Genomic DNA, 24,979 nt, shown 5'->3' on the forward strand with positions numbered 1-24,979 from the left:
GTCCGCTTGATCCCTTGCTCCATTTGGCACCTCTTCGTTTCGGCGAAAAAGTGTCAACCTATTTCAGGACGGGTCACATGAAAAAAGCCGCCGTGCTTCGCGCACGGCGGCTTTTTTTGTCGGCTGCGTGGCGCGGCGTCAGGCCACGCGTTCGCCGGTCGGTGCGTTGCCGTCGGGCGCGTGATGGCGGCCGTGCTGCTTCGCGAGCAGGTCGCGGTACAGGCCCGGACGGTTGCGCAGCACGTCGGGGCTGCCGTCGTCGATCACCTTGCCGTTGCTCATCACGATGATCCGGTCGAAGTTGCGCAGCGTCGACAGTCGGTGCGCGATCGCGATCACCGTGCGGCCCACCATCAGGCGGTCGAGCGCGCTCTGGATCGCTTCCTCGGATGCGCTGTCGAGTGCGGACGTCGCTTCGTCGAGCAGCAGGATCGGCGCATCCTTCAGGATCGCACGCGCGATCGCGATGCGCTGGCGCTGGCCGCCCGACAGCTTCACGCCGCGGTCGCCGACGATCGTGTCGTAGCCTTCCGGCATCGCCTCGATGAACTCCGAGCAGCGGGCGTCGCGCGCGGCGGCGAGCACTTCCTCGCGGGTCGCGTCGGGGCGGCCGTATGCGATGTTGTCGTAGATGGTCCGGTGCAGCAGCGAGATGTCTTGCGGCACGAGCGCGATCGCGTGTCGCAGGCTGTCCTGCGTGATCGCCTTCACGTCCTGCCCGTCGACCTTCACGGCGCCGTCCTGCGTGTCGTAGAAGCGCTGCAGCAGCGCGAGCACGGTCGACTTGCCGGCGCCCGACTTGCCGATGAGGCCGACGCGCTGGCCCGGTTCGATATGGAGGTCGAAGTGGTCGAGGATCGCGCGGCGATGCGGATACGCGAACGTCACGCGTTCGAAATCGACGCGCCCGCCCTTGGCCGACAGCGGTTGCGCGTCGGAGCGGTCCGGCATCCCGTGCGGCTCGAGCAGCGTCTTCACGGCTTCGGACAGGCGTGCCACATGCTGCGTGACGTCGACGAGCGCGACCGCCAGATCGCGCGTGCCGTGCAGGATCGTGAAGCCGAGCGAGCTGACGAGCACGATGTCGCCGGAGGTCGCGCGGCCCTGGTCCCACAGCCACAGCGCCCAGCCGAGCAGGCCGGCGGACAGCATCGCGGTGATCACCGCGTGCAGCAGGCGCAGCTTCTCGAGATAGAGCAGGCTTTGCTGGCGCGCGTCCATCTCGGCTTTCACCGTCGCGCCGAAGCGCTTCTGTTCGCGCAGCGTCATTCCGAACGCGCGCACGAGGCCCATGTTGCTGATCACGTCGACGAGCTCGCCGTCGACCGCCGCGGCCTTCGATGCGAACGCGTGATGGCGCGCGGAGCCGCGCCCGGCAAGCTTGAACAACACGACCGAGAGCACGGCCGAACAGCCGAGCAGGCCGGCGGCCATCAGCGGGTTCACGACGATGATCATCAGGATCGCGCCCATCACCGCGATGCACGGCGGCAGCACGTTCCACGCCATCGTGTTCTCGGACGTATAGACGGCGTTCGACGTGGCGGTGATGCGGCTCGCGAGCGTGCCCGGCTGCTTTTCCGAGTAGTACGTCGGCGAATGGCCGATCAGGTACTGGAACAGGTCGCGCCGCAGGTCGCCGGTGACCGCGACGAACGTGTGCGCGGCGACCCAGCCGCCGACGCGCCACAGCAGGTTGTCGGCCGCGATCAGCCCGACGAGCAGCGCGAACGCACTCCACAGCGGGCCAGGATGATGGCGCCCGGTCGCGAGCACGTCGATCAGGTGTTTGATCGCGTATTGCGAGCCGAGCGCGCAGCCGACGGCGGCCAGCACGCTGCAGAGCACGATCAGGTGCGCGACGGGATGCAGGCGGATGTAGCGGAACAGAAACGCGATCGGCCGATGCGCGTAGCTCGACAGCTTCGCGTTGTGGGCGTTGCGCTGGGCAGGGGTGAGAGATTCCAAAATATGCGTGCGGTGATTCGGTGATTGAGCGGATCGGTGGATCGCAGCCCACGGTCGCCCGGACTGAATAATCCGGCATTGTAAACAAGGCCGTGCATTGCGCTGCGCGAATCTTGCCTTGGTCAGGGGCGCGCGACCAATTTTGAGATAAAATCCGGCATCCGTCCTGCCGCATGCGCCGGAATCGCGATGCCGGCAGGGAGGGGATGACTCGGAACGCCAAAAGGGCCTTCCACTCTAGAACGGACGCCCAAGTCCGCGGGTTGCAAAGTGTTGCACCTTTGTAACAAAGTAAAGTGTTTGAAATGTTGTGCGCCGTATCGGGATTAACCCTAGATAATCGGCTCCGGGTTCGATGCCAGGTTTTTACGAACCCCTGTCAACGGGTCTTCGTTTCAAACGTTCTATGCCTGTCGCGTCGCCGACGCTCCTTGAGCAGCGCGGGTTTGACGCCCCCGGCAGGCTGATTCGTCGGATTTTCGGACGAAATGCATCCAGCCCGGACCGCCGGCAGGTTGCCGACCCATACCTGGTTTTTAGCCGATTTTTTAGGAGTTACGCATGCGAATCGCCCAAATCGCTCCGTTGCACGAAGCGGTGCCCCCGAAACTGTACGGTGGTACCGAGCGAGTGGTGTCCTATCTCACCGAAGCGCTTGTCGAGATGGGGCATGACGTCACGCTCTTCGCGAGCGGCGATTCGCAAACGTCGGCGAAGCTCGAAGCGTGCTGGCCGCAGGCGCTGCGCCTCGACCCCACGATCCGCGACGTGATGGCCCCGCACATGCTGCTCCTCGAGCAGGTGCGCCGCCGTGCGGAAGAGTTCGACGTCCTGCACTGCCACATCGACTACTACCCGTTCTCGCTGTTCTCGCGCCAGCCGGTCCCGCATCTGACGACGATGCACGGCCGTCTCGACCTGCCGGAACTGCAGCCGATCTTCAACGCGTTCAGCGACGTGCCGGTCGTGTCGATCTCCGATAACCAGCGCATCCCGCTGCCGCAGGCGAACTGGCTGTCGACCGTGTACCACGGCCTGCCGGAAAACCTGCTGACGCCGATCCCGAACGTGAAGCCGAGCTACCTCGCGTTCCTCGGCCGCATCTCGCCGGAGAAGCGCGTCGACACCGCGATTCGCATCGCCGAGCAGGCCGGCCTGCCGATCAAGATCGCCGCGAAGCTCGACAAGGCCGACCGCGCGTACTACGAAGAGAAGATCAAGCCGCTGTTCGCGCTGCCGCACGTCGAGTACATCGGCGAAATCAGCGAGTCGGAAAAGACCGAATTCCTTGGCAACGCGCACGCGCTGCTGTTCCCGATCGACTGGCCGGAGCCGTTCGGCCTGGTGATGATCGAGGCGATGGCCTGCGGCACGCCGGTGATCGCATTCAAGCGCGGTTCGGTGCCGGAAGTGATCGAAAACGGCGTGTCGGGCTTCGTCGTCGAAGACGAACTGTCGGCCGTCGCGGCGCTCAAGCGTCTCGATACGTTGCCGCGCGAAAAAGTGCGCGCCGCGTTCGAAGCACGTTTCTCGTCGAAGGTGATGGCGCAGAACTACGTGAAGGGCTACGAGGAACTGCTGCGCCAGAAGCGCCGCACGGTGCTGCGCGAAGTCAACGCAGGCTGATGCCGGCGCGCCGGCCGCACTGCGGCTGAGGCCGTCATTGACGCCCCGTCCGGGTCTCCGGCGGGGCGTTGTCACATCTGCGGCGCGGATCTGTTGTATTCTCGCCGCGCCCGGCGCCGCGAACGGTCCCGGAAGCGGCCCGGCACGCCATCCGGTCGTCTGTCCAGACGGTAATGTCCCTATAATGGCCGTGCCGCGAAATCCGGCCCCGCACGAACATCGAGAGGAGAGCAGTCTTGGCGAGATCGAAAACCACGCGCGCAGCGCCGGCCCCCGGCGCCGGCGTGATCTTCGCGTTGCGCGCGATCGGTCTCGTGCTGCTCGCGCGCTGGCTGTTCTCGATGTCCCAGATGGGCTATCGCGCGTCGCTGTCGGCGATGGTGTCGTCGCCGTGGGCGTTCGTCTATCTCGTGCTGATTTTCCTGCTGCTCGCGCTGCCGGGCGCCGTCGCGCGCGCCGAGCGGCCGTTCCATCCGCTGCCGCAGTGGCTGCGCCAGGCGCTGCGGGCCTTCGCGCTGATCGGTTTCCTGTTTGCCGTGTGGTCGATCGGTGCGTTCGCGTGGGCGGCCGGCTGGCGCCGTGCGCTGCACGCGGTGACGGCGACCAACGGCTGGCTCGTCGCCGCGCCGGCGCTGTATGCGGCGATCGTGTGGATGTGTCGCCCGCGGCCACTGTGGCGCACCAACGTGGCCGCGCGACGCTTCGCGGTCGGCCGCTACGCGATCTCGCTCGATACGCTCACGCGTACCGCGATCGTCTGGATGGAGAGCCGTAAGGTCGGCCAGTACGACGCGCGCGAACTGTCGGTGCGCTGGCCCGGCCGGGGCGCGTCCGCCGCGGCCGAGCAGGGCGCGCAGGCGGCCGCCCTGCCGCCGCGTCGCGGCAGCCTGTTCCGGCGGCCGAAGGTGGAACTGCTGTGGGATTCTCCGGCGGCCGTCGGCCATAACCGGCAGATCGTGATGCGCGCGCCGCTCGCGACCGAGGGCGACCGCGTCGCGGTGCTCGCGCTCGACGCCGCGCTCAAGCAGATCGTCTGACAAGGCCTGCGCGGCGCGCGGGCGGCAAGGAGGCGCAATGGTCGTTCGCTGGTTGCTGGCAGCCGTTCACCTGATGGCGTTCGGCGTCGCGTTCGCCGCGATCGCGGGGCGCAACCGCGCGCTGCGCCGGGTCATCGCGTCGGCACAGGCCGCCGACCTGCCCGGCGTGTTCAAGGCCGACGCGGCCTGGGGATTGTCCGCGCTGGTGCTGATCGCGACGGGACTCACGCGCGCATTCGGCGGCTTCGAGAAGGGCGCCGCGTATTACCTTCACGCGCCGCTCTTTCACCTCAAGATGACCGCGCTCGTGCTGATCCTGCTGCTCGAGATCGTGCCGATGCTCGGGCTGATCCGCTGGCGCATCGCCGCGCGGCAACAGCAGATGCCCGATCTGGGCCGCGCGCGGACCTACGTGCGCATCGGCCACTGGCAGGCCGTGCTCGTGATGGTCATCGTGTTCGCCGCGTCGGGAATGGCGCGGGGGATCTGGGCGGCCGGTTAGGCCTTCCGACCGGGCGGACCAGCCGCCCGGCTCGTCCTGCGCTCAGCGCACGAGGCAGGGGCGCTTGTTGTTGAACGTCCAGCCCGGAATCAGATACTGCATCGCGGCTGCATCGTCGCGCGCGCCGAGCCCGTGCTGCTTGTACAACTCGTGCGCGACCGCGACCGCATCCATGTCGATGTCGATGCCGAGACCCGGACGCTTCGGCACTTCCACGAGCCCGTTCTCGATCTTCAGCGGCTCGCGCGTCAGCCGTTCGCCGTCTTGCCAGATCCAGTGCGTGTCGATCGCGGTGACTTGACCGGGCGCGGCGGCCGCGACATGCGTGAACATCGCGAGCGACACGTCGAAGTGGTTGTTCGAATGCGAGCCCCACGTGAGGCCCCAGTCGCGGCACATCTGCGCGACGCGCACCGAGCCCTGCATCGTCCAGAAGTGCGGGTCGGCGAGCGGGATGTCGACCGCCTGCAACTGCACCGCATGGCCCATCTGCCGCCAGTCGGTCGCGATCATGTTGGTCGCCGTCGGCAGCCCGGTCGAGCGGCGGAATTCGGCCATCACCTCGCGGCCCGAGTAGCCGTTTTCCGCGCCGCACGGATCTTCCGCATAGGCGAGCACGTGATGCAGGTCGCGGCACAGCCGCACGGCCTCGTCGAGCGACCACGCGCCGTTCGGATCGAGCGTCACGCGCGCTTCGGGGAAGCGCTCGGCGAGCGCCGTCACCGCTTCGACCTCGCGTGCGCCTTCGAACACGCCGCCCTTCAGCTTGAAGTCGTTGAACCCGTAGCGCGCATGCGCGGCTTCGGCGAGGCGCACGACCGCCTCGGGCGTCAGCGCGGCCTCGTCGCGCACGCGCGTCCAGTCGTCGGTCGCGCCGCTGCCGTCGCGATAGGGCAGCGCGGTTTGCGTCCGGTCGCCGACGTAGAACAGGTAGCCGAGCATCTCGACGCGCTCGCGCTGCTGTCCCTCGCCGAGCAGGGCGGCCACGGGCACGCCGAGATGCTGGCCGAGCAGGTCGAGCAGTGCGGCTTCGAGCGCGGTGACGGCGTGGATCGTGGTGCGCAGGTCGAAGGTCTGCAGGCCGCGGCCGCTCGCGTCGCGGTCGGCAAAGGTGCGCCGCACGTCGTTGAGCACCGCATGGTAATTGCCGACCGGCTGACCGACGACGAGCGCGCGCGCATCCTCGAGCGTGCGGCGGATGCTTTCGCCGCCCGGCACCTCGCCGACGCCGGTGCGGCCCGCGCTGTCCTTCAGGATCACGAGGTTGCGGGTGAAGAACGGGCCGTGCGCACCGCTCAGGTTGAGCAGCATGCTGTCGTGGCCGGCGACCGGGATGGCTTGCAGGTCGACGATGCGCGGCGTGTCGTGGGAAGGCGAGGCAGTGACGGCGTTCATGGCGGCGATGGCGAAAGAGTGGGCAATGCCGTGCGGCAAAAGCTTTGCCGCGCGCGGCGGGAGGTGCGATCATTCGACAACCGACGTGCGCGGCGCGCAAGCCCCGCAGGTCGACAGCAACCCGAAAGGGTGAGGGCGACCCGCTCGATGCCGGTGTCGCGGCGGACCGGAGTCAAGCGCGGATGCGCGCTTCGGTGTCGACCGTGAAACCGGGCACCGGCAGCCGCGTACAAGCGCGCATGCCGGTCGATCGCGAACCACGGGACCCGGCAGGTGCGTGTACACCAGCCTCGGTCAACAGGAGATCCGTATTGCGATCATCAGTCGTCGGATGACTTGTGACGCAGTATAATGAATCATCGGCGTTCGCTCAAACCCCGCGTAAACCCTCGGCTCACATTACGATCATTCAAAAAGGAACCGGCCTCATGTCCGTGCCTACGCTTCCCGCAGCGCCGCGCCGTCGCGCACGCAGCCTCGCACAAGATGTCGTCGACGCGCTGACCGCGCAGATCGAAAACGGCACGCTGCGTCCCGGCGACAAGCTGCCGACCGAAACCGAAGTCATGGCGGCGCAGGGCGTCAGCCGCACGGTCGTGCGCGAAGCGATTTCGCGGATGCAGGCGAGCGGCCTCGTCGAGACACGCCACGGCATCGGCAGCTTTGTGCTCGAACCGACGCGCCGCCAGGCACTCGGCATCGATCCCGCGACCATCACGACGCTGCGCGACGTACTAGCCGTGCTCGAGCTGCGCATCAGCCTCGAAAGCGAATGCGCGAGCCTCGCCGCGCAGCGCGCGAGCGATACCGACCTCGCCGCGCTGCGGCGGGCGCTCGACGCAATCGCGTCGGGGGCGGGCGGCGGTCGCGACACGGCGCAGCTCGATTTCCAGTTCCACCTGCAGATCGCGCAGTCCACCGGCAACCGCTACTTCGTCGACATCATGACGCAGCTCGGCGCGTCGATCATTCCGCGCACGCGCGTGAATTCGGCGCGCTTCGCCGGTGACGACCTCGAGCGCTATGTCGGCCGGCTCAATCACGAGCATGAAGACATTTACGAGGCGATCGCGCGTCACGACCCGGAGGCCGCGCGTGCCGCAATGCGCACGCACCTGACCAATAGCCGCGAGCGGCTGCGCCGTGCGCACGAGGCGGCCGAGGCGGAACGCGACACGCAGGCCAGCTGACGAGTCGCTGCCGAGACGGCCCGCACAATGCCGCGGGTCACGTCGAATATCGCCTCAACATCAGACATCGTATGAGATCGGCGCGATTGCGCCGATCGTTTTATTGCTGGCGACGCATCCGCCGGCACTCGCATCGTGCGAGAGAAGGCGGGGCGGCGTTCCCGCCGTCGCCCGTGCCCCGGCGGCCTGGGGCTATCCAGGCCGCCAATCCCGCTCGATCAGCCTCCCTTCGTCACGATGGTCTTCCACGCACCGCTCTTCACCTGATACAGCGTCGACATGCCGCTCTTCAGCGAGCCGTCGTTCGCGAACGAGATGCGGCCGGTGACACCTTCGAAGTCGACTTTCTTCAACGCCGGGCGATAGACCTTCGGATCGGTCGAGTTGACCGCCTGCATCGCCTTGATCGCCGCCCACGCCGCGTCGTAGCCGAACTGCGCATACGACAGCACGTCGACACCGAAGCGCTTCTTGAACCGCTGCTCGAAATCCTTGCCCTGCGGCAGCTCATCGAGCGGCCGTCCGTATTCCCACGCCATCGCGCCTTCCGCGGCCGGGCCGGCGATCTTGATGAACTCGTTGTCCTTCACGCCGCCGCCGCCGACGAACTGCGCGTTCAGCCCGAGCTGGCGCATCTGCTTGATGAAGTTGGCGGCGAGCGAGTCGAGACCACCGAAGAAGATCAGGTCGGGATTCTTGGCCTTCAGGCTCGTGATCTGCGCGCGGAAGTCGACCGCCTGGTTGCTGGTGAATTCGCGGCCGATGATGTTGCCGCCGGCCGCCTTCACGGCCTTCTCGAACTCGTCGGCCTCGCCCTGGCCGAACGCGGTGCGGTCGTCGATGATCGCGATCCGCTTCGCCTTGGTCACTTCCACGGCGTACTTGCCCGCGTTGCCGGCGTTCTGGCCGTCGGTCGCGATCACCATGAACATGTTCGCAAGCCCGCGCGACGTGAGCGTCGGGTTGGTCGCGGCCGGGTCGATCACCGGGATGCCGGCCTTGTCGTAGACCACCGACGCCGGAATCGTCGTGCCCGAGTTGAAGTGGCCGACCACCACCGACACGTTCTGGTCGACGAGTGCCTGGGCGGCCTGCACGCCGATGCGTGGGTCGGCCTGGTCGTCCTGCACGACGAGGTTGAAGTGCGCGGGCTTGCCGGCGATCTGGATCTTCTGCGCGGCCGCATCGTCGAGCGCGAGCTGCACGCCGTTCTGGAGATCCTTGCCGTAACCGGCGTTCACGCCGGTGAGCGGCGCGGCGAAGCCGACCTTCACGTCGGTCGAGTCGGCCGCCTGGGCGGCCTGTTGCGAGAGGAGAGCTACCGCGGATACGACCGATACCGACAACAGGGAATGACGGAATTTCATGTTCGTTCCTCTTGTTCTTACACCAGCGGGTGGGTACCGCACGCAGCCGGCGGGCCGGGCGCGTGCGACGGGCGGGCGGTTCGACCGCTTCTCGGAATCGGGCGGGGAGGTCGGCATGCTGATGCTTCCCGGAAAAATCTCCCGTCAGGCTCTGCGAGGAGCCCCGATCGCCTCGATATATAGGTCGCCGATATGCGCCGGTCTTGGCAATTTGCCGCGCATTCGGTGCGGATTTGCGCATAGCTTCTACGCGAGCGTGGGCGGCCGGTATCGGGAGTTTCCCGTCGCGAGCGCAACGGGTCGGAAGGCGGGCGGCGGTGCGGGGCAGACAAGGCGCGGCCCGCCGGGGCCACGCCGTGTCATGAGAACCGTCAGTCGGACAGGGCGTCCGATACGGCTTCGACGTCGTCGTGCGACGCGGTCGTGCGGATCAGCGGGTCGCTGGTGCTCGGGCGGCCGGTCTCGACGTGGCCCGCGAAGCGGCGCTTGAACCCGAGCGGCTTGCCGTCGCTGACGGTCAGGTCGTACCAGCCGTTGCTGCCGCGCAGGTCCCAGTAGTCGTCGACGTGCGTACCCGGCTTGAGGTCGAACTCGCGCGCATGGCCGTGGCCGTATGCGTTCGTCACCTTGAGCCGCACGGCCTTGTGGCCGCGGTTCATCAGGCGCAGCGTGATGTTGCCGTTCGCGACGTCGTAGCCGTAGATCACCTCGGGGTTGACGCTCGCGGGGCCGACCGCCGACGCGGCGGGGCTGCGGAAGTGGCAATAGAAGCCGTTCGGGCCGTACACGTCGAGGTCGTACAGGCCGAGCGACGGCGCCGGGCTCCACGTGTCGGAAAGCCGCTTGCCGGCGTCGACCGTGTACGTCCACGGGCCGTCGACGCGATTGCGCGCCTGAACCTGGAGCGCCGCGCCCGCCGCGCCGGTGTTCGCGAAGGTCAGCCGGAACTGGCCGCTCGCGTCGTCGATCCGGCCGTGCACGAACAGTTCGTACGGCAGCGCGCGCGCCGGACGCAGGCCGGCCTCCTGCTTCGGCAGATGCTGGACGACCGGCGGCACCGGGATGTAGTCGGGGTGACGGTTGCGGTCGGGCGGCGCGTAGCCGCTCGTGTCCGGGAGCTGCGGCCAGCTTGCGTCGGGCGTTGAGAAGTCGAACGCGGACGTCAGGTTGCCGCACACCGTGCGGCGCCACGGCGACACGTTCGCCGCCGTGACCGCGTACTGCGCACCGAAGCGCGCTTCGATGAATTGCAGCAGCGACGTGTGATCGAAGGTCTGCGAACAGACCCAGCCGCCCTTGGTCCACGGCGATACCACCAGCATCGGCACGCGCGGCCCGAGCCCGTACGGGCCGGCCATGTGCGACGCATCGCCGGCGAACACCTCGTTGGTCGTCGCGACCGTTGACAGCCCGTTGTCGCGCGACTGCGGCGCGAACGGCGGCTGCACGTGGTCGAAGAAGCCGTCGTTCTCGTCGTAGGTGATGAAGAGCGCGGTCTTGCTCCACACGTCAGGATTCGACACGAGCGCCTTCAGCACCTGCTCGATGTACCACGCGCCGTAGTTCGCCGGCCAGTTCGGGTGCTCCGAGTACGCTTCCGGCGCGCAGATCCACGACACCTGCGGCAGCGTGCCGTTCGTCACGTCCTGCTGCAGCACGTCGAACAGCGTGCCGCCGGCGCTGATGTTGGTGCCGGTGCGCGCCTTGTCGTACAGCGGCGTGCCGGGCAGCGCGCTGCGGTACTGGTTGAAGTAGAGCAGCGCGTTGTCGCCGTAGTTGCCGATGTACGGGTTCTGCGTCCAGCCCCACGATCCATTCGCGTCGAGCCCCGTGCCGATGTCCTGGTAGATCTTCCACGACACGCCGGCCTGCTCGAGCACTTCCGGATAGGTGGTCCAGCCGTAGCCCTTTTCCTCGTTGCCGAGCACCGGGCCACCGCCCGTGCCGTCATTGCCGACGTAGCCGGTCCACATGTAGTAGCGGTTCGGGTCGGTCGAGCTCGGGATCGCGCAGTGGTACGCGTCGCAGATCGTGAACGCGTCGGCGAGCTGGTAGTGGAACGGAATGTCGTCGCGCTTCAGGTACGCCATCGTCGTGGTGCCCTTGTTCGGCACCCATTGGTCGTAGCGGCCCTTGTTCCACGCGGCGTGCATGTCCTGCCAGCCGTGCGGCAGGTCCTGCAGGAACTGCAAACCGAGCTTGTCGGCGCCCGGGTGGAACGGCAGCAGCTCGGCCGGGCCGACCGGCTGGTGGAACACCGACTTGCCGTTCGCGAGGCGCAGCGGGCGCGGGTCGCCGAAGCCGCGGACACCGCGCATCGTGCCGAAGTAATGGTCGAACGAGCGATTCTCCTGCATCAGAATCACGATGTGTTCGATGTCGCGGATCGTGCCGGTACGGCGGTTCGCGGGAATGGCGAGCGCATCGCGGATCACGGGCGGGAACAGGTTCAGCGCGGCGGCGCCGGCGGTGCCGGCGGCGACGCGCAGGAAGTCACGACGGTTCGATCGGGTCATGGTCGTTATCGTGCGTTAAAGGGGGAGCCGGTTGGCGGGACATGCGGGAAATAACGGGCGCGTGTGCGGCGCAGGATGCGGCTGTGCCGGTCGTGCCGCCGCGAGCATAGCGAGTGTTCGGTGTCATTCATGTGAAGTCCGGAAACGTTTGCAGGCGCGGCGTTGAACGGACAACGGCCGGCGGTCGTGGTGCAAGGAACACGGGGACGCGGACAGCGGGAAGGCGGGAAGGCGGGAAGGCGGGAAGGCGGACAGCAGGACAGCAGGACAGCAGGACAGCAGATGGCGCGCGGCGCGCGCCGGCAACGCGGATGCGGCGGCGTCAGGCGTCCGTCACCCACGCGCCGAACCATTCGCTCGGGCGGGCGATTTCATCCTGCGCGGCGACGAGTTCGAGCTCGTAGCGGCGCGCGTCGTAGGTCGCCTTCACGACCGCGTGCACGGCCGCGAGCGTGTGCTCGAACGCGGCGCGCACCGAGTCGCCGCGCAGCCGGCGTGCGACGAAGATGGCGCTGGTGAGGTCGCCGACGCCGACCGGATGGCGGGGGAACGCATACAGCGGGCGCTGGCCGATCCACGCCTCGGTCTCGGTGACGGCGAGCATGTTGAAGCGGTCGGCCGGGCTGTTGCGGTCGTGCAGGTGCTTGACGAGGATGATCTTCGGGCCGCGGCGGATCAGCGCGCGGCAGGCATCGACGGCTTCGGCGACGGTCTCGATGCGCCGCCCGGCGAGCTTCTGCAGCTCGGTGTGGTTCGGCGACATGCCGTCCGCGAGCGCTGGCATCTCCTGGACGATGAATTCCTCGACGCCGGGTTCGGGCCGGATGCCGCCCGTCTGGCCGAGCGCCGGATCGCAGAAGTACCACGCGTTCGGGTTCATCGCCTTCACCGTGCGCACGATCTCGACCGTCGCGCGCGCCTGCGCCGGCGAGCCGACGAAGCCGGACAGCACTGCGTCGCAGCGCTTGAGCGCGCCGATCGCGGCGACGCCGTCGACGAGCTGCTCCATCTTCGCGGCATCGATCGCGCTGCCGGCCCAGTGGCCGTACTGCATGTGATTCGACAGCTGGACGGTGTTGAGCGGCCAGACGTTGACGCCGAGGCGCTGCATCGGGAACACGGCCGCGCTGTTGCCGGCGTGTCCGTAGATGACGTGCGACTGAATGCTGAGGACGTTTTTCATGAGCGTTCGCCTGCAGGCGTTTCAGGGTCACGTCACACGATACCCGAGATCGTCGCGTGCGCGGAAGTCGCGCAGCCATCGAGTGTTGCGCGCCGTCGTCAGCCCGACCGCGTAGAATCGCGGTGCGCGGGGCCGCCTGGTTGCCCGCGTGCATTTCCCATTACCGTGATCGCCATGCCCTCGATTTGCAAGATGTTGTCCCTCGCGCGCGCCGCCGTGCTCGGCGCGGGTGTCGCTGCCGCATGCGCGACGCCAGCCGTGGCCGCCGTCCCGGCGCCGGCCGGTAACGACGGGCCCGTGTACGGCCCCCGCCTGGAAGGCTTCGCCTATCCGGAGCCGGTGCACCGCTACGCGTTCGTGTCCCAGCGCGAAACCCTCGAGATGATGTACATGGACGTGCGGCCGGCGCACCCGAACGGCCGCACCGTCGTGCTGCTGCACGGGAAGAACTTCTGCGCGGCGACGTGGGAGGACACGATCGGCGTGCTGAGCCGCGCCGGCTATCGCGTGATCGCGCCGGACCAGATCGGCTTCTGCAAATCGTCGAAGCCCGAGCGCTACCAGTTCAGCTTCCAGCAGCTCGCGCGCAACACGCATGCGCTGCTCGAGTCGATCGGCGTGAAGTCGGCGACGATCGTCGGACATTCGACAGGCGGGATGCTCGCGATGCGCTACGCGCTGACGTACCCGAAGGCGACCGAGCAGCTCGTGCTGGTGAACCCGATCGGCCTCGAGGACTGGAAGGCGCTCGGCGTGCCGCCGCTGTCGGTCGACTACTGGTATGCACGCGAGCAGAAGACGACGGCGGACGGCATCCGCCGCTACGAGCAGGCGACCTACTACGCGGGCAAGTGGGCACCGTCCTACGAGCGCTGGGTGCAGATGCTCGCCGGCATGTATCGCGGCCCGGGCCGCGACGCGGTCGCGTGGAACTCCGCGTTGATCTACGACATGATCCTCACGCAGCCGGTGGTCTACGAACTCGGCGCGATCCGCGTGCCGACGCTGCTGCTGATCGGCGACAAGGACACGACCGCGATCGGCAAGGACGTGGCGCCGCCCGACGTGCACGCGAAGCTCGGTCGCTACCCGGAACTCGCGAAACGCACGCAGGCGGCGATTCCCGGCGCGCAGCTCGTCGAATTCCCGGCGCTCGGGCACGCGCCGCAGATCCAGGATCCGGACGCGTTCCACAAGGCGCTGCTCGAAGGGATGGAGGCGGTGCACCCGCAGTGACGCATGCGCGGGCGCACCCGCCCGGTCAGCGGGTTTCGTTCGCGAGTTCGTCGCGGATCTGTGCCGCCAGTTCGAACGAGCGCACCCGCGCGGCGTGATCGTAGATCTGCGCGGTGATGATGACCTCGTCCGCGCCCGTCTGCGCGATCCGGTCGCGCAGCGTGTCGCGCACCGTATCGCGCGAGCCGACGGCCGCGAACGACAGCGCGTGCGCGACGTTCGCGAGTTCGAACTCGCTCGCCTCGAGCGCGTCGACGGGCGGCGGCAGCTTGCCCGGCGTGCCGCGGCGCAGGTTGATGAACTGCTGCTGCAGCGACGTGAAGAGGCGCCGAGCCTCGTCGTCGGTATCGGCCGCGAACACGTTGATGCCGACCATCGCATGCGGCTTCGGCCACGCGGCCGACGGCCGGTACTGCGCGCGATAGAGCTCGAGCGCACGCATCAGATAGTCCGGCGCGAAGTGCGACGCGAACGCGAACGGCAGCCCGAGCATCGCGGCGAGCTGCGCGCTGAAGAGGCTCGAACCCAGCAGCCACACGGGCACGTCCAGCCCTGCGCCGGGTACCGCGCGCACGCGCTGGCCTGGCACCGGCTCCGCGAAGTAGCGCTGCAGCTCGGCGACGTCGTCCGGAAACGAGTCGGCGCTGCCGATCAGGTCGCGGCGCAGCGCGCGCGACGTGGTCTGGTCGGTGCCGGGCGCGCGGCCGAGCCCGAGGTCGATGCGCCCCGGATACAGCGACGCGAGCGTGCCGAACTGTTCGGCGATCACGAGCGGCGCATGGTTCGGCAGCATGATCCCGCCCGAACCGACGCGGATCGTCTTCGTCGCGCCCGCCACATGACCGATCACGACGGCGGTCGCCGCGCTCGCGATGCCGGGCATGTTGTGATGTTCGGCGAGCCAGTAGCGCCGATAACCGAGGCGCTCCGCATGCTGTGCGAGATCGACGGTGTTGCGGAACGCCTGGGCAGCGTCTGCGCCGGCGGGAATGGGTGCGAGATCGAGTACGGAAAACGGAATCATCGGGTGGCCTTCGAAAGGGAGGGGGCGCGGTGATGCGCATGCGCAACAGATGCCGACGATTTTGCCAAAGGGATCCGGAACGCGCTGGCGACGCGCGGATACCCATGCGCCTTTCAGGGGTGCAAGGTGAGGTCTGGGGATTGTTGCAAGAATGGACCCAATCGCCCAATAATTACCAATCTTTACCGCGATTGGGCGTGTCTTCGCATCGACGTACAAATTTCCACGAAACGTTTGATTTTCAAGACTGCAATATGCCTGCAAAGCGCTTACGCTAACGTGAACGAGGTGGCGCCAGAATGGTTCCCCGGCCGCGCAGCTTTGCCGAAATTGCACCAGTCCGTTTCGCGAGGCGTCCGAGCGTACGTCGGCGCGGGCTGATAAAATCCGGCGCTTGCCCATGTTGTGCCGATGGTAGCCATTCGAATCTTCCCGCATTCCGTCCGGGCATCGCGCGAGGATGTGCCACGCGAAGCCGGGCATGGCCACTTCGGGGAATGGGCCGTGCCTCCCCATTACACAGACGCTGCTGGAACAAGGAGTCGGGTCGTGCCCGCGTTCGTTGCTGTCGGAATATCCAATCACGTTCAACCCGGTTCGATCGATCGGCAGGGCGCGCGCGTTGCCGGAGGGCGTCGCGCATGACGCCGGCCGTCACGCTGCTGGACTGGCTCCTGACCGTGTTCACGCTGGCCGCGGCCGGCTACGCGCTCGTCGCCGCGTTTGCGCCGCAGCCGCGCACGCCGCGCACCGCCGCGCGCGACGGCTTCGAGCCAGTCAGCGTGCTCAAACCGCTGTGCGGCGCGGAGCCGCACCTGTACGAGAACCTCGCGACGTTCTGCGAGCAGCGCCACCCGCGTTATGAAGTGCTGTTCGGGGTCGCTTCGGCGGCTGATCCGGCCATCGCCGTGGTGGAGCGGCTGCGCGCCGATTATCCGGAATGCGACATCACGCTCGTGATTGACGCGCGCGTGCACGGCAAGAACCTGAAGGTCAGCAACCTGATCAACCTGGCCGAGCGGGCGAAGTACGGCCGCATCGTGATCGCGGACAGCGACATCGCGGTGAAGCCGGATTATCTGGAGCGCGTGACGGCGCCGCTCGCTGACGCGTCGGTCGGGGTCGTTACGTGCCTGTATCATGCGCGCAGCGTCGGCGGGTTCTGGACGCGGATCGGCGCGCAGTTCGTCGATGCCTGGTTCGCGCCGTCGGTACGGATCACGCACCTCGGCCGCTCGAGCCGCTTCGGCTTCGGCGCGACGCTCGCGCTGACGCGCGACACGCTCGCCCGGATCGGCGGCTTCATCGCGTTGAAGGACGAACTGGCCGACGATTTCTGGCTCGCCGAACTGCCGCGTCGCCTCGGGCGGCGCACCGTGCTGTCCGAGGTCGAGGTCGCGACCGACGTGATCGAGCCGTCGTTCGGGCCGCTCTGGCACCGCGAGACGCGCTGGCTGCGCACGATCCGTTCGCTGAATCCGGCCGGCTTCGCGTTCCTGTTCATCACGTTTACCGCGCCGTGGCTCGCGATCGGCGCGGCACTGGCACTACGCCTCGACGGCACCGTCGCCGGCACGCTGGCGGGTGGCGCGGCCGTCGTCGGTGCGTTCGGGCGGCTCGTGCTGCACGCGCGCGGCGAGGACGGTTGGTGCGCCTTCTGGCGCGATCTGCCGCTCGTCGCGGTGCGCGACACGCTGCTCGCGCTCGAATGGCTCGCGGCCGCGTTCGGCACGCACGTCGTGTGGCGTGGCGCGAGGATGACGGTCGTCGGCGGCGAACGCGCGACGGCGGCAGTGGAAGGCGGGGACGGCCGCTGAAGTGCGTTCCGCGAGGGAGCCGGCCATGCGTCCGGTCCCGATCGAATCCGGCCCGAAGGCCGAGACGCGCCGCGCGGCAATGCCCGCGCGACGCGACATGACAGAGAGGCGGGCGCCGGCAGGGCGGCCCGCGGTTGATTGACTGAATCGTTGAAACGAATCGAACTATGCAGGCTACCGGAGCATTCATGAAAACGCTGTTCTTGCAGGCCCCTTCGTATGACGGCTTCGACGGCGGAGCCGGTTCGCGCTACCAGGCGAAGCGCGAAATCCGTTCCTTCTGGTACCCGACGTGGCTCGCGCAGCCTGCGGCGCTCGTGCCGGGCAGCCGCGTCGTCGACGCGCCGGCCGACGGCCTGTCGGTCGAAGAGACGCTGAAGATCGCCAACGACTACGATCTCGTGATCATCCACACGAGCACGCCGTCCTTCCCGACCGACGCGATGTTCGCGCAGGATCTGAAGAAGATGAAGCCGTCGATGGTGGTCGGCATGGTGGGCGCGAAGGTGATGGTCGATCCGCACAACTCGCTCACGGCGAGCGAGGCGATCGACTTCGTGTGCCGCGAGGAATTCGACTACACCTGCAAGGAAATCGCCGAAGGCAAGCCGTTCCCCGAGATCAAGGGCTTGAGCTGGCGCGCGAAGGATGGCTCGATCGAGCACAACGAAGCGCGTCCGATCCTCGAGAACATGGACGAACTGCCGTTCGTCGCGCCCGTCTACAAGCGCGACCTGAAGATCGACAACTACTTCATCGGCTACCTGAATTACCCGTACGTGTCGATCTACACGGGCCGCGGCTGCAAGTCGCGCTGCACGTTCTGCCTGTGGCCGCAGACGGTCAGCGGCCATCGCTACCGCACGCGCTCGGTCGAGAACGTGCTCGCCGAAGCGAAGTGGATCCGCGACAACATGCCGGAAGTGAAGGAACTGATGTTCGACGACGACACCTTCACCGACGACCTGCCGCGCGCCGAAGCCATCGCCATCGGCCTGGGCAAGCTCGGCATGACGTGGTCGTGCAACGCGAAGGCGAACGTGCCGTACAAGACGCTCAAGGTCATGAAGGAAAACGGCCTGCGCCTGCTGCTGGTCGGCTTCGAATCCGGCGACGACCAGATCCTCGTGAACATCAAGAAGGGCGTGCGCACCGATTTCGCGCGCCGCTTCAGCGCGGACTGCAAGAAGCTCGGCATCAAGATCCACGGCACCTTCATTCTCGGCCTGCCGGGCGAGACGCAGGAGACCATCAAGAAGACGATCGAGTACGCGAAGGAAATCAATCCGCACACGATCCAGGTGTCGCTCGCCGCGCCGTATCCGGGCACGACGCTCTACAAGCAGGCCGTGGAAAACGGCTGGATGGAAGAGAACAAGACCATCAACCTGGTGAGCAAGGAAGGCGTGCAGCTGGCGGCGATCGGCTATGCGCACCTGTCGCGCGACGAGATCTATCACCACCTCGAGCAGTTCTATCGCCAGTTCTACTTCCGTCCGTCGAAGATCTGGGAGATCGTCCGCGAAATGCTGACGAGCTGGGACATGATGAAGCGCCGGCTGCGCGAAGGTGTCGAGTTCTTCCGCTTCCTGCGCGCGCACGAGGCCTGATTCGTGTCGACGCAGCGGGCGGCGCGGGCGCTGATCTTCACCGCGGACGACTTCGGGCTGCACCCGCGCGTCAACGCGGCGGTCGAGCGCGCGCATCGCGACGGCGTGCTGAACGCCGCGAGCCTGATGGTCGGCGCGCCCGCGGCGCAGGATGCGATCGAACGCGCGCGGCGGCTGCCGTCGCTCGCGGTCGGCCTGCATCTGGTCCTCGCGGACGGGCCGGCGACGCTGCCCGCGCATGAGATCCCCGCGCTCGTCGGCGCCGACGGGCGGTTCGGCGACGCGATGGCGAAGGACGGCTGCCGCTTCTTCTTCCTGCCGCACGTGCGTGCGCAGCTGCGCCGCGAGATCCGCGCGCAGTTCGAAGCGTTCGCGGCGAGCGGCCTGCCGCTCGACCACGTGAACGCGCACAAGCATTTCCACCTGCATCCGACCGTGCTGTCGATGATCATCGAGATCGGCCGCGACTACGGGCTGCGCGCGGTGCGGCTGCCGTACGAAACGAGTGCGCCCGCGCTGCTCAAGCCGTGGATCGCGCTGGTGCGCGCGCGGCTCGACCGCGCGGGGCTCGCACACAACGACTACGTGGTCGGGATCGAGCATACGGGCGCGATGGACGAGGCCGTGCTGCTCGACGCGCTGGCCAAGCTGCCGCCCGGAGTCGGCGAGATCTACTGCCATCCGGCCGAAGCGGGCGACGGCCCGATCACGCCGACGATGGCCGATTACCGTCCGGTCGACGAACTGGACGCGCTGCTGTCGCCGCGCGTCGCGGCCGCGCTGAAGGCCGCGGGCGTCGCGACCGGCGGTTTTGCCGACGTATTCGGCCAGCCCTCGGTGCGGCGCGGCGCACGAGCGTCGCGCGAAGCGGGGGCGCAGCCGTCATGACCAAGTGGATCAAATGGCTCGGCTGGCCGCTCGGCATCGGCATCCTGCTCGCGCTCGGGTTGCACGAAGGCATCGGCGACGTGACGCAGATGCTCGAGCGCGCCGGTTTCGCGCTGCTGTGGCTCGTGCCGTTCCACGCGCTGCCGCTGCTGCTCGACGCGTATGCGTGGCACCAGCTGCTCGACCGGCGCGCGCCGCTGTCGTTCCTGTGGTGGGTCGCGACCGTGCGCGAAGCCGTGAACCGGCTGCTGCCGGTGGTCGGGATCGGTGGCGAGCTGGTCGGGATCCGGATGGCGCGCTGGCAGGTGCCGGATGCGAGCCGCGTGACCGCGTCGGTGATCGTCGAGGTGCTGGTGACGATCGTCGTCCAGTATGCGTTCGCCGCGCTCGGCCTCGTGCTGCTGCTCGCGACGACGCACGACATGGGCGGCGGCACGATCGGCCTCGCGCTGCTGCTGACGCTGCCGCTGCCGGTGCTCGGCGTCGTGCTGATGCGGCGCGGCGGAATCTTCCACGCGATCGAGCGATTCGCGGGGCGTCTGCTCGGCGATTCGCACCGGTTGCTGCAGGGCGTCGACGGCAAGCGGCTCGACGCCGACATCGATGGGCTGATGTCGCGCACGAGTCTCTTGTTCAGCGCGTTCTTCTGGCAGCTGTCCGGCTATGTGCTCGGCGCGCTCGAAATTTACTGGGCGCTCGCGCTGCTCGGCCATCCGGTATCGATCGGCGGCGCGATCGCCATCGAGGCGATGACGCAGGCCGTGCGGCATGCGGCGTTCATGGTGCCGGGCGGTCTCGGCGTGCAGGAGGCGACCGTCGTGCTGCTCGCGCAGATGTTCGGCGTCGATCGCGAGACGGCGCTGTCGCTCGCGCTGGTCAAGCGCGGCCGCGAGGTGCTGTTCGGCTGCCTGGCGCTCGGTTCGTGGCAGCTGGCCGAACTGGTGCGCACGCGCCGCCGGATCAAGGCCGCGCCGGCCGGGGCGCGCGCGGCGCAGGCGAGCCGCGAGGCCGAGGTGCAAACCGAAACGATGCAGTGAACACGAGACGGGCCGCGCGCCCGTCTCGCGCTTTTGGCGTCGCGCGGGTATCCTTGCCGCGTGTTTTCTCGACGCGCATTTCTTCTGATGATTTTCCGTTTCCGGCTTCTTCCCGTGACGATCCTGGCCGCCGCGCTGGCGCTGACCGGCTGCGACGACAAGCAAGGCAATTTCGACGTGCAACGTATCAGGGACTTTTTCAACGCGATCAAGCCGGCACCGCTGCTGCTCAAGGGGCTGAAGGCCGGCGTATCGACCGAAGCTGACGTGCGTGCCACGATGGGCAAGCCCGAGACCGAGCACGCCTTCACCGACGGCTCGAAGCGCTTCGAATATCCGCGCGGCCCGATGGGCAACCAGACCTGGTTCGTCGACCTCGACGCGAGCGGGCACTACACGGGCGCGACGCAGGTGCTGACCGCCGAGAACTTCGCGAAGGTGCGTCCCGGGATGACCGAGGATGAAGTGCGGCGCCTGCTCGGCAAGCCGGGCGACATCGCGCAGTACCCGCTGAAGCCCGAGACGGTGTGGAGCTGGCGCTGGCTCGAGGACGGCGTGAACACCGACGCATTCTTTAACGTTCATTTCGGCCCGGACGGGCTTGTCTATACGACTTCGCGCTCCGACATCCTGAAGGGGCGGTGAGACCGGCTGCGGCGCTATATCGAAAAAGCGACCGGAAAATTGCAAAAAGTCCGCTTCCCTGCGTGTCATCCGACTGTCAGGAAGCGGCTTTTTTCCTTTTGAAACAGTGGCGTAGGCCGTGCCTGCAAATGGTGGCGCGAATTGCTGCGGCGCAGCAATCACATGCACGGTGATTTGAGGCAATCAATTTCGCTTGCGACTATCCGCGTCAGCCCGGCGCGGAAAGGTATGCGCGCCGGTGTTCATATCAACACTGGAGACGCGCGTGTTCCTTTACGGCTTTGGTCCTGTTCTATGGGCCGGCACCGTGCAGACCATCGAACTGTCGGTGCTGTCACTCGCCGCCGCGGTGGCGCTGGGGCTGATCGGCGCGGTGGCGAAGCTGTCGCACAACCGGGTGCTGCGAGCGATCGCGACCGGTTATACGACGCTGATCCGCTCGGTGCCCGATCTCGTCCTGATGCTGCTGCTGTTCTACAGCATCCAGATCTGGCTGAACCAGTTCACCGACCTCGTCGGCTGGGACCAGATCGACATCGACCCGTTCGTCGCCGGCGTGCTGACGCTCGGCTTCATCTACGGCGCGTACTTCACCGAGACGTTCCGCGGTGCGTTCCTGTCGGTGCCGCGCGGCCAGCTCGAGGCCGGCGCGGCTTACGGGATGAGCGGCATGCGCGTGTTCGTGCGGATCATGTTTCCGCAGATGATGCGTTTCGCGCTGCCGGGCATCGGCAACAACTGGCAGGTGCTCGTGAAGGCGACCGCGCTGGTGTCGATCATCGGTCTCGCGGACGTCGTGAAGGCCGCGCAGGACGCCGGCAAGAGCACGTTCAACATGTTCTTCTTCATCCTCGTTGCGGCGCTGATCTACCTCGCGATCACGACCGTTTCCAACCTCGTGCTGATCCAGCTCGAGAAGCGTTATTCCATGGGCGTGCGGCACGCAGAACTATGATCGAGATCCTCCAGGAATTCGGCCAGGCGTTCCTTTACTGGGACGGCCAGCGCCTCTCCGGCCTTGCGGTGACGCTGTGGCTGCTCGTCGCGTCGATTTCGCTCGGCTTCGTGTGCGCAGTGCCGCTCGCGGTCGCGCGCGTATCGAAGAAGAAGTGGCTTTCGATGCCGGTGCGGTTCTACACGTACGTGTTCCGCGGCACGCCGCTCTACGTGCAACTGCTGCTGATGTACACGGGCATGTACAGCCTCGAGTTCGTGCGGTCGCACTCGCTGCTCGACGCGTTTTTCCGCAGCGGCTTCAATTGCGCGATCCTCGCGTTCGCGCTGAACACCTGCGCGTACACGACCGAGATCTTCGCCGGCGCGATTCGCGCGATTCCCCACGGCGAGGTCGAGGCAGCGCGTGCTTACGGGATGTCGCCGTTCACGATGTACCGCCGGGTGATCCTGCCGTCGGCGCTGCGCCGCGCGCTGCCGCTGTACAGCAACGAGGTGATCCTGATGCTGCACGCGACCACCGTCGCGTTCACGGCGACCGTGCCCGACATCCTGAAGGTCGCGCGCGACGCCAATTCCGCGACCTACATGGCGTTCCAGTCGTTCGGAATCGCCGCGCTGATCTATCTTGCGGTATCGTTCGCACTCGTCGCGGCATTTCGCCGGGCGGAGCGCCACTGGCTCGCGTATCTCGCGGCCGGCCGTCATTGATTTCACTTCGAGGAGAGCCAGTTGGCCGAGATCACTCAAACGAGCGCGTCCGCTTCCGTCAAGCTTGCAGCGGTCGACATTCACAAGCGCTACGGCGACAACGAGGTGCTCAAGGGCGTGTCGTTGAACGCGAAGGCGGGCGACGTCATCAGCATCATCGGTGCGAGCGGTTCGGGCAAGAGCACGTTCCTGCGCTGCATCAATTTTCTCGAGCGGCCGAATGCGGGGCAGATCGTCGTCGACGGCGAGGCAGTGCGCACGAAGACCGACCGCACCGGCGCGCTCGAGGTTGCCGATCACAAGCAGTTGCAGCGCATCCGCACGAAGCTCGCGATGGTGTTCCAGCACTTCAATCTGTGGGCGCACATGAATGTGCTCGAGAACGTGATGGAAGCGCCGGTGCACGTGCTCGGCATTTCGAAGAAGGAAGCCGAGGAGCGTGCGCGCGAGTACCTGGAGAAGGTCGGCCTCGCGCCGCGCGTCGAGAAGCAGTATCCGTCGCATCTGTCGGGCGGGCAGCAGCAGCGTGTCGCGATCGCGCGTGCGCTGGCGATGCATCCCGACGTGATGCTGTTCGACGAACCGACCTCGGCGCTCGACCCGGAACTCGTCGGCGAAGTGCTGAAGGTGATGCAGAAGCTGGCCGAGGAAGGCCGCACGATGATCGTCGTCACGCACGAGATGGGTTTCGCGCGCAACGTGTCGAACCACGTGATGTTCCTGCATCAGGGGCGGACCGAGGAAGAGGGTGATCCGAAGGAGGTGCTGGTGCGTCCGCAGAGCGAGCGTCTGAAGCAGTTCCTGTCGGGCAGTCTCAAGTAACGCGAAGGGCGGGTTTCATACGTGGTACCGGTGTCTCGTCCCGCAGGCGCCACCCGCACGACGCAGGTGGCGATCGTTGCATTGCCGCCCGTGTCGATGTCGGGCGTGGGGCCGATCGTCGATGCGTTGCATCTCGCGAACGAGATCGACGGGCGCTTGCTGTATCGCTGGCAGGTGTGTTCGTGGGACGGGCGGCCGGTGCCGCTCGTCGGCGGGGCGCAGTGGCATGCCGATGCGGCGTTCAACGATGCGATCGCGTGCGACTGGCTGATCGTCGTGTCGGAGCGGTTTCAGCAGTTTGCCGACTATCGGTTGTTTCTCGCGAGTCTCGCGCGGGTCGGGCAGCGGACGCCGGTCGTGACCGGCATTCACCACGGCGTGTGGTGGCTTGCGATGGCCGGGCAGCTTTCCGGATATCGCGTGAGCGTGAACTGGGAGACGTATCAGCAGTTCGCCGAGCAGTTCGAGCGGTCGATCGTCACGCAGCAGATCTTCGAGATCGATCGGGACCGCGCGACGTGCGCGGGCGGGCAGGCGACCGTGGATTTCATGCTGGCCATGATCGGCCGGGAACATGGGCCCGATCTCGGTGAGCGGATTGCCGATGCGCTCGGGGCCGGCACGCTGCGCAGCGGCGAGGAGCGGCAGCGGATTCCTTTCGTGACTGCGCCGGGCGAGCGGCATCCTCGGTTGAACGACGCGTTGCTTTTGATGGAAGCCAATATCGAGGATCCCTTGACGACCGATGAGATCGCCGGGCTCGTGGGCGTGTCGCGGCGGCAGCTCGAAAGGCTCTTTCGGCAGTATCTCGGGGCGATGCCCTCCAAGTATTACCTCAATCTCCGGTTGCTCAAGGCAAGGACGCAGTTGCAGCGCACGAGCAAATCGGTCGTGCAGGTCAGTCTCGCTTGTGGGTTTTCTTCTGCTGCGCATTTTTCCAATGCCTATCGGGAGCGGTTCGGCGTGACGCCTCGGGAGGACCGGCGTGCCTGGCTCGAAAAGCAAACCGGGAGTGAGCCTCGCGGGGGCGCGTTGGTCGAGCGTGGGGCGAAGGATTGATTCTCGTGGGTTGCTCGCCGTTTGGCGTGAAGCACCTGTGATCGTGTCGGTCTATTAGCGTCGCCCCTGCGCGGGGCGGCGGTTACTTTTCTTTGTCTTGCCAAAGAAAAGTAACCAAAAGAAAGGCGCTCGGATAACGCATGACTTCCCGGTGCCGTGGCCCACGAAGTGGCCCTCGCCTAAGTGTCCGCGCCAGCCAGGAACCCGGAGTGGTTCGAGCAATGGTTCTGACTCGTCGCGCCACCCCACGGAGCGGTATACCGCCCGCTAGCTCCATCCTCGCTTCGCTCGGCTGCAAGGTCTTCAAGTCGCAAGGTGAGGGTGCTTGCTGTGGCCTTGCCAGGAGGCGTGCGACAAATGGACGACGGCGCACGTCTGATCCCCAAGAGCAG

At 67.0% G+C, this 24,979-nt stretch carries 20 protein-coding genes; 14 read left to right on the forward strand and 6 right to left on the reverse strand.

Features of this window, described 5'->3' with window-relative positions; all coding sequences use genetic code 11:
* Window positions 1-138: 138 nt before the first annotated feature.
* Complete coding sequence (locus WS75_RS21545) at window positions 139-1,968, reverse strand: ABC transporter ATP-binding protein (protein ID WP_059682972.1); 1,830 nt, start codon at window positions 1,966-1,968, stop codon at window positions 139-141.
* Between the two features lie 561 nt (window positions 1,969-2,529).
* On the opposite strand from WS75_RS21545, the gene WS75_RS21550 reads away from it, so the two are divergent.
* The 3 genes from WS75_RS21550 to WS75_RS21560 all read left to right on the forward strand — a co-directional run bounded on the left by WS75_RS21550 (window position 2,530) and on the right by WS75_RS21560 (window position 5,133).
* Complete coding sequence (locus WS75_RS21550) at window positions 2,530-3,594, forward strand: glycosyltransferase family 4 protein (protein ID WP_044844742.1); 1,065 nt, start codon at window positions 2,530-2,532, stop codon at window positions 3,592-3,594.
* Window positions 3,595-3,830: 236 nt separating this feature from the next.
* The gene (locus tag WS75_RS21555) at window positions 3,831-4,631 is read left to right on the forward strand and encodes a hypothetical protein (RefSeq protein ID WP_059682974.1); all 801 of its coding nucleotides are present in this window, start codon (window positions 3,831-3,833) and stop codon (window positions 4,629-4,631) included.
* A 37-nt stretch (window positions 4,632-4,668) separates the two neighbouring features.
* Window positions 4,669-5,133, forward strand: coding sequence for a DUF2214 family protein (locus WS75_RS21560; RefSeq protein WP_059682976.1), 465 nt, complete (start codon window positions 4,669-4,671; stop codon window positions 5,131-5,133).
* Window positions 5,134-5,175: 42 nt separating this feature from the next.
* Here WS75_RS21560 and gudD read toward each other — a convergent pair whose 3' ends face one another.
* Window positions 5,176-6,528 (reverse strand): glucarate dehydratase, encoded by a 1,353-nt coding sequence (gene gudD / locus WS75_RS21565; RefSeq protein ID WP_059682978.1) that lies wholly within the window; start codon window positions 6,526-6,528, stop codon window positions 5,176-5,178.
* Window positions 6,529-6,956: 428 nt separating this feature from the next.
* On the opposite strand from gudD, the gene WS75_RS21570 reads away from it, so the two are divergent.
* Entirely contained in the window at window positions 6,957-7,718 is a 762-nt protein-coding gene (locus tag WS75_RS21570) for a FadR/GntR family transcriptional regulator (RefSeq protein WP_059682981.1), read from the forward strand.
* A 218-nt stretch (window positions 7,719-7,936) separates the two neighbouring features.
* Here the strand turns inward: WS75_RS21570 and WS75_RS21575 are convergent, their stop codons facing one another.
* From WS75_RS21575 to pdxY, 3 genes are all read right to left on the reverse strand, one after another.
* Window positions 7,937-9,085: a branched-chain amino acid ABC transporter substrate-binding protein gene (locus tag WS75_RS21575; RefSeq protein WP_059682984.1), complete on the reverse strand. Its 1,149-nt coding sequence runs from the start codon at window positions 9,083-9,085 to the stop codon at window positions 7,937-7,939.
* 371 nt (window positions 9,086-9,456) lie between these two features.
* Entirely contained in the window at window positions 9,457-11,601 is a 2,145-nt protein-coding gene (locus tag WS75_RS21580; RefSeq protein ID WP_059682986.1) for a phosphocholine-specific phospholipase C, read from the reverse strand.
* Window positions 11,602-11,923: 322 nt separating this feature from the next.
* Window positions 11,924-12,784 (reverse strand): pyridoxal kinase PdxY, encoded by an 861-nt coding sequence (gene pdxY / locus WS75_RS21585; protein WP_059523664.1) that lies wholly within the window; start codon window positions 12,782-12,784, stop codon window positions 11,924-11,926.
* Window positions 12,785-12,958: 174 nt separating this feature from the next.
* Between pdxY and WS75_RS21590 the strand changes: the two genes are divergently transcribed.
* Complete coding sequence (locus WS75_RS21590; RefSeq protein WP_059682989.1) at window positions 12,959-14,020, forward strand: alpha/beta fold hydrolase; 1,062 nt, start codon at window positions 12,959-12,961, stop codon at window positions 14,018-14,020.
* A 25-nt stretch (window positions 14,021-14,045) separates the two neighbouring features.
* Here the strand turns inward: WS75_RS21590 and WS75_RS21595 are convergent, their stop codons facing one another.
* Window positions 14,046-15,044, reverse strand: a complete 999-nt coding sequence (locus WS75_RS21595; RefSeq protein WP_006757496.1) for an LLM class flavin-dependent oxidoreductase — start codon at window positions 15,042-15,044, stop codon at window positions 14,046-14,048.
* A gap of 641 nt (window positions 15,045-15,685) precedes the next feature.
* On the opposite strand from WS75_RS21595, the gene hpnI reads away from it, so the two are divergent.
* The 9 genes from hpnI (at window position 15,686) to WS75_RS21640 (ending at window position 24,587) form a co-directional block, all read left to right on the forward strand.
* On the forward strand, window positions 15,686-16,861 hold the full coding sequence (hpnI, locus tag WS75_RS21600; RefSeq protein WP_059682991.1) for a bacteriohopanetetrol glucosamine biosynthesis glycosyltransferase HpnI: 1,176 nt from the start codon (window positions 15,686-15,688) through the stop codon (window positions 16,859-16,861).
* Window positions 16,862-17,028: 167 nt separating this feature from the next.
* A complete protein-coding gene (gene hpnJ, locus WS75_RS21605; protein WP_306170134.1) occupies window positions 17,029-18,471 on the forward strand; it encodes a hopanoid biosynthesis associated radical SAM protein HpnJ in 1,443 nt (480 codons plus the stop codon).
* Window positions 18,472-18,474: 3 nt separating this feature from the next.
* Window positions 18,475-19,359 (forward strand): hopanoid biosynthesis-associated protein HpnK, encoded by an 885-nt coding sequence (gene hpnK / locus WS75_RS21610; protein ID WP_059682996.1) that lies wholly within the window; start codon window positions 18,475-18,477, stop codon window positions 19,357-19,359.
* Entirely contained in the window at window positions 19,356-20,396 is a 1,041-nt protein-coding gene (locus WS75_RS21615) for a lysylphosphatidylglycerol synthase domain-containing protein (RefSeq protein WP_059682999.1), read from the forward strand. The genes hpnK and WS75_RS21615 overlap by 4 nt, the downstream gene beginning before the upstream one ends.
* Window positions 20,397-20,483: 87 nt before the next feature.
* Window positions 20,484-21,041, forward strand: a complete 558-nt coding sequence (locus WS75_RS21620; RefSeq protein ID WP_059683000.1) for a hypothetical protein — start codon at window positions 20,484-20,486, stop codon at window positions 21,039-21,041.
* A 265-nt stretch (window positions 21,042-21,306) separates the two neighbouring features.
* Window positions 21,307-21,996, forward strand: a complete 690-nt coding sequence (locus tag WS75_RS21625; protein WP_059523652.1) for an ABC transporter permease — start codon at window positions 21,307-21,309, stop codon at window positions 21,994-21,996.
* Window positions 21,993-22,706, forward strand: coding sequence for an ABC transporter permease (locus tag WS75_RS21630; protein WP_059447650.1), 714 nt, complete (start codon window positions 21,993-21,995; stop codon window positions 22,704-22,706). The genes WS75_RS21625 and WS75_RS21630 overlap by 4 nt, the downstream gene beginning before the upstream one ends.
* Before the next feature lie 21 nt (window positions 22,707-22,727).
* Window positions 22,728-23,528: an ABC transporter ATP-binding protein gene (locus tag WS75_RS21635; RefSeq protein WP_059683002.1), complete on the forward strand. Its 801-nt coding sequence runs from the start codon at window positions 22,728-22,730 to the stop codon at window positions 23,526-23,528.
* A 21-nt stretch (window positions 23,529-23,549) separates the two neighbouring features.
* A complete protein-coding gene (locus tag WS75_RS21640) occupies window positions 23,550-24,587 on the forward strand; it encodes a GlxA family transcriptional regulator (protein ID WP_059683004.1) in 1,038 nt (345 codons plus the stop codon).
* The last annotated feature ends 392 nt before the right edge of the window (window positions 24,588-24,979 follow it).

The sequence above is a fragment of the Burkholderia sp. FL-7-2-10-S1-D7 genome, assembly GCF_001524185.1.
Classification (GTDB): domain Bacteria; phylum Pseudomonadota; class Gammaproteobacteria; order Burkholderiales; family Burkholderiaceae; genus Burkholderia; species Burkholderia diffusa.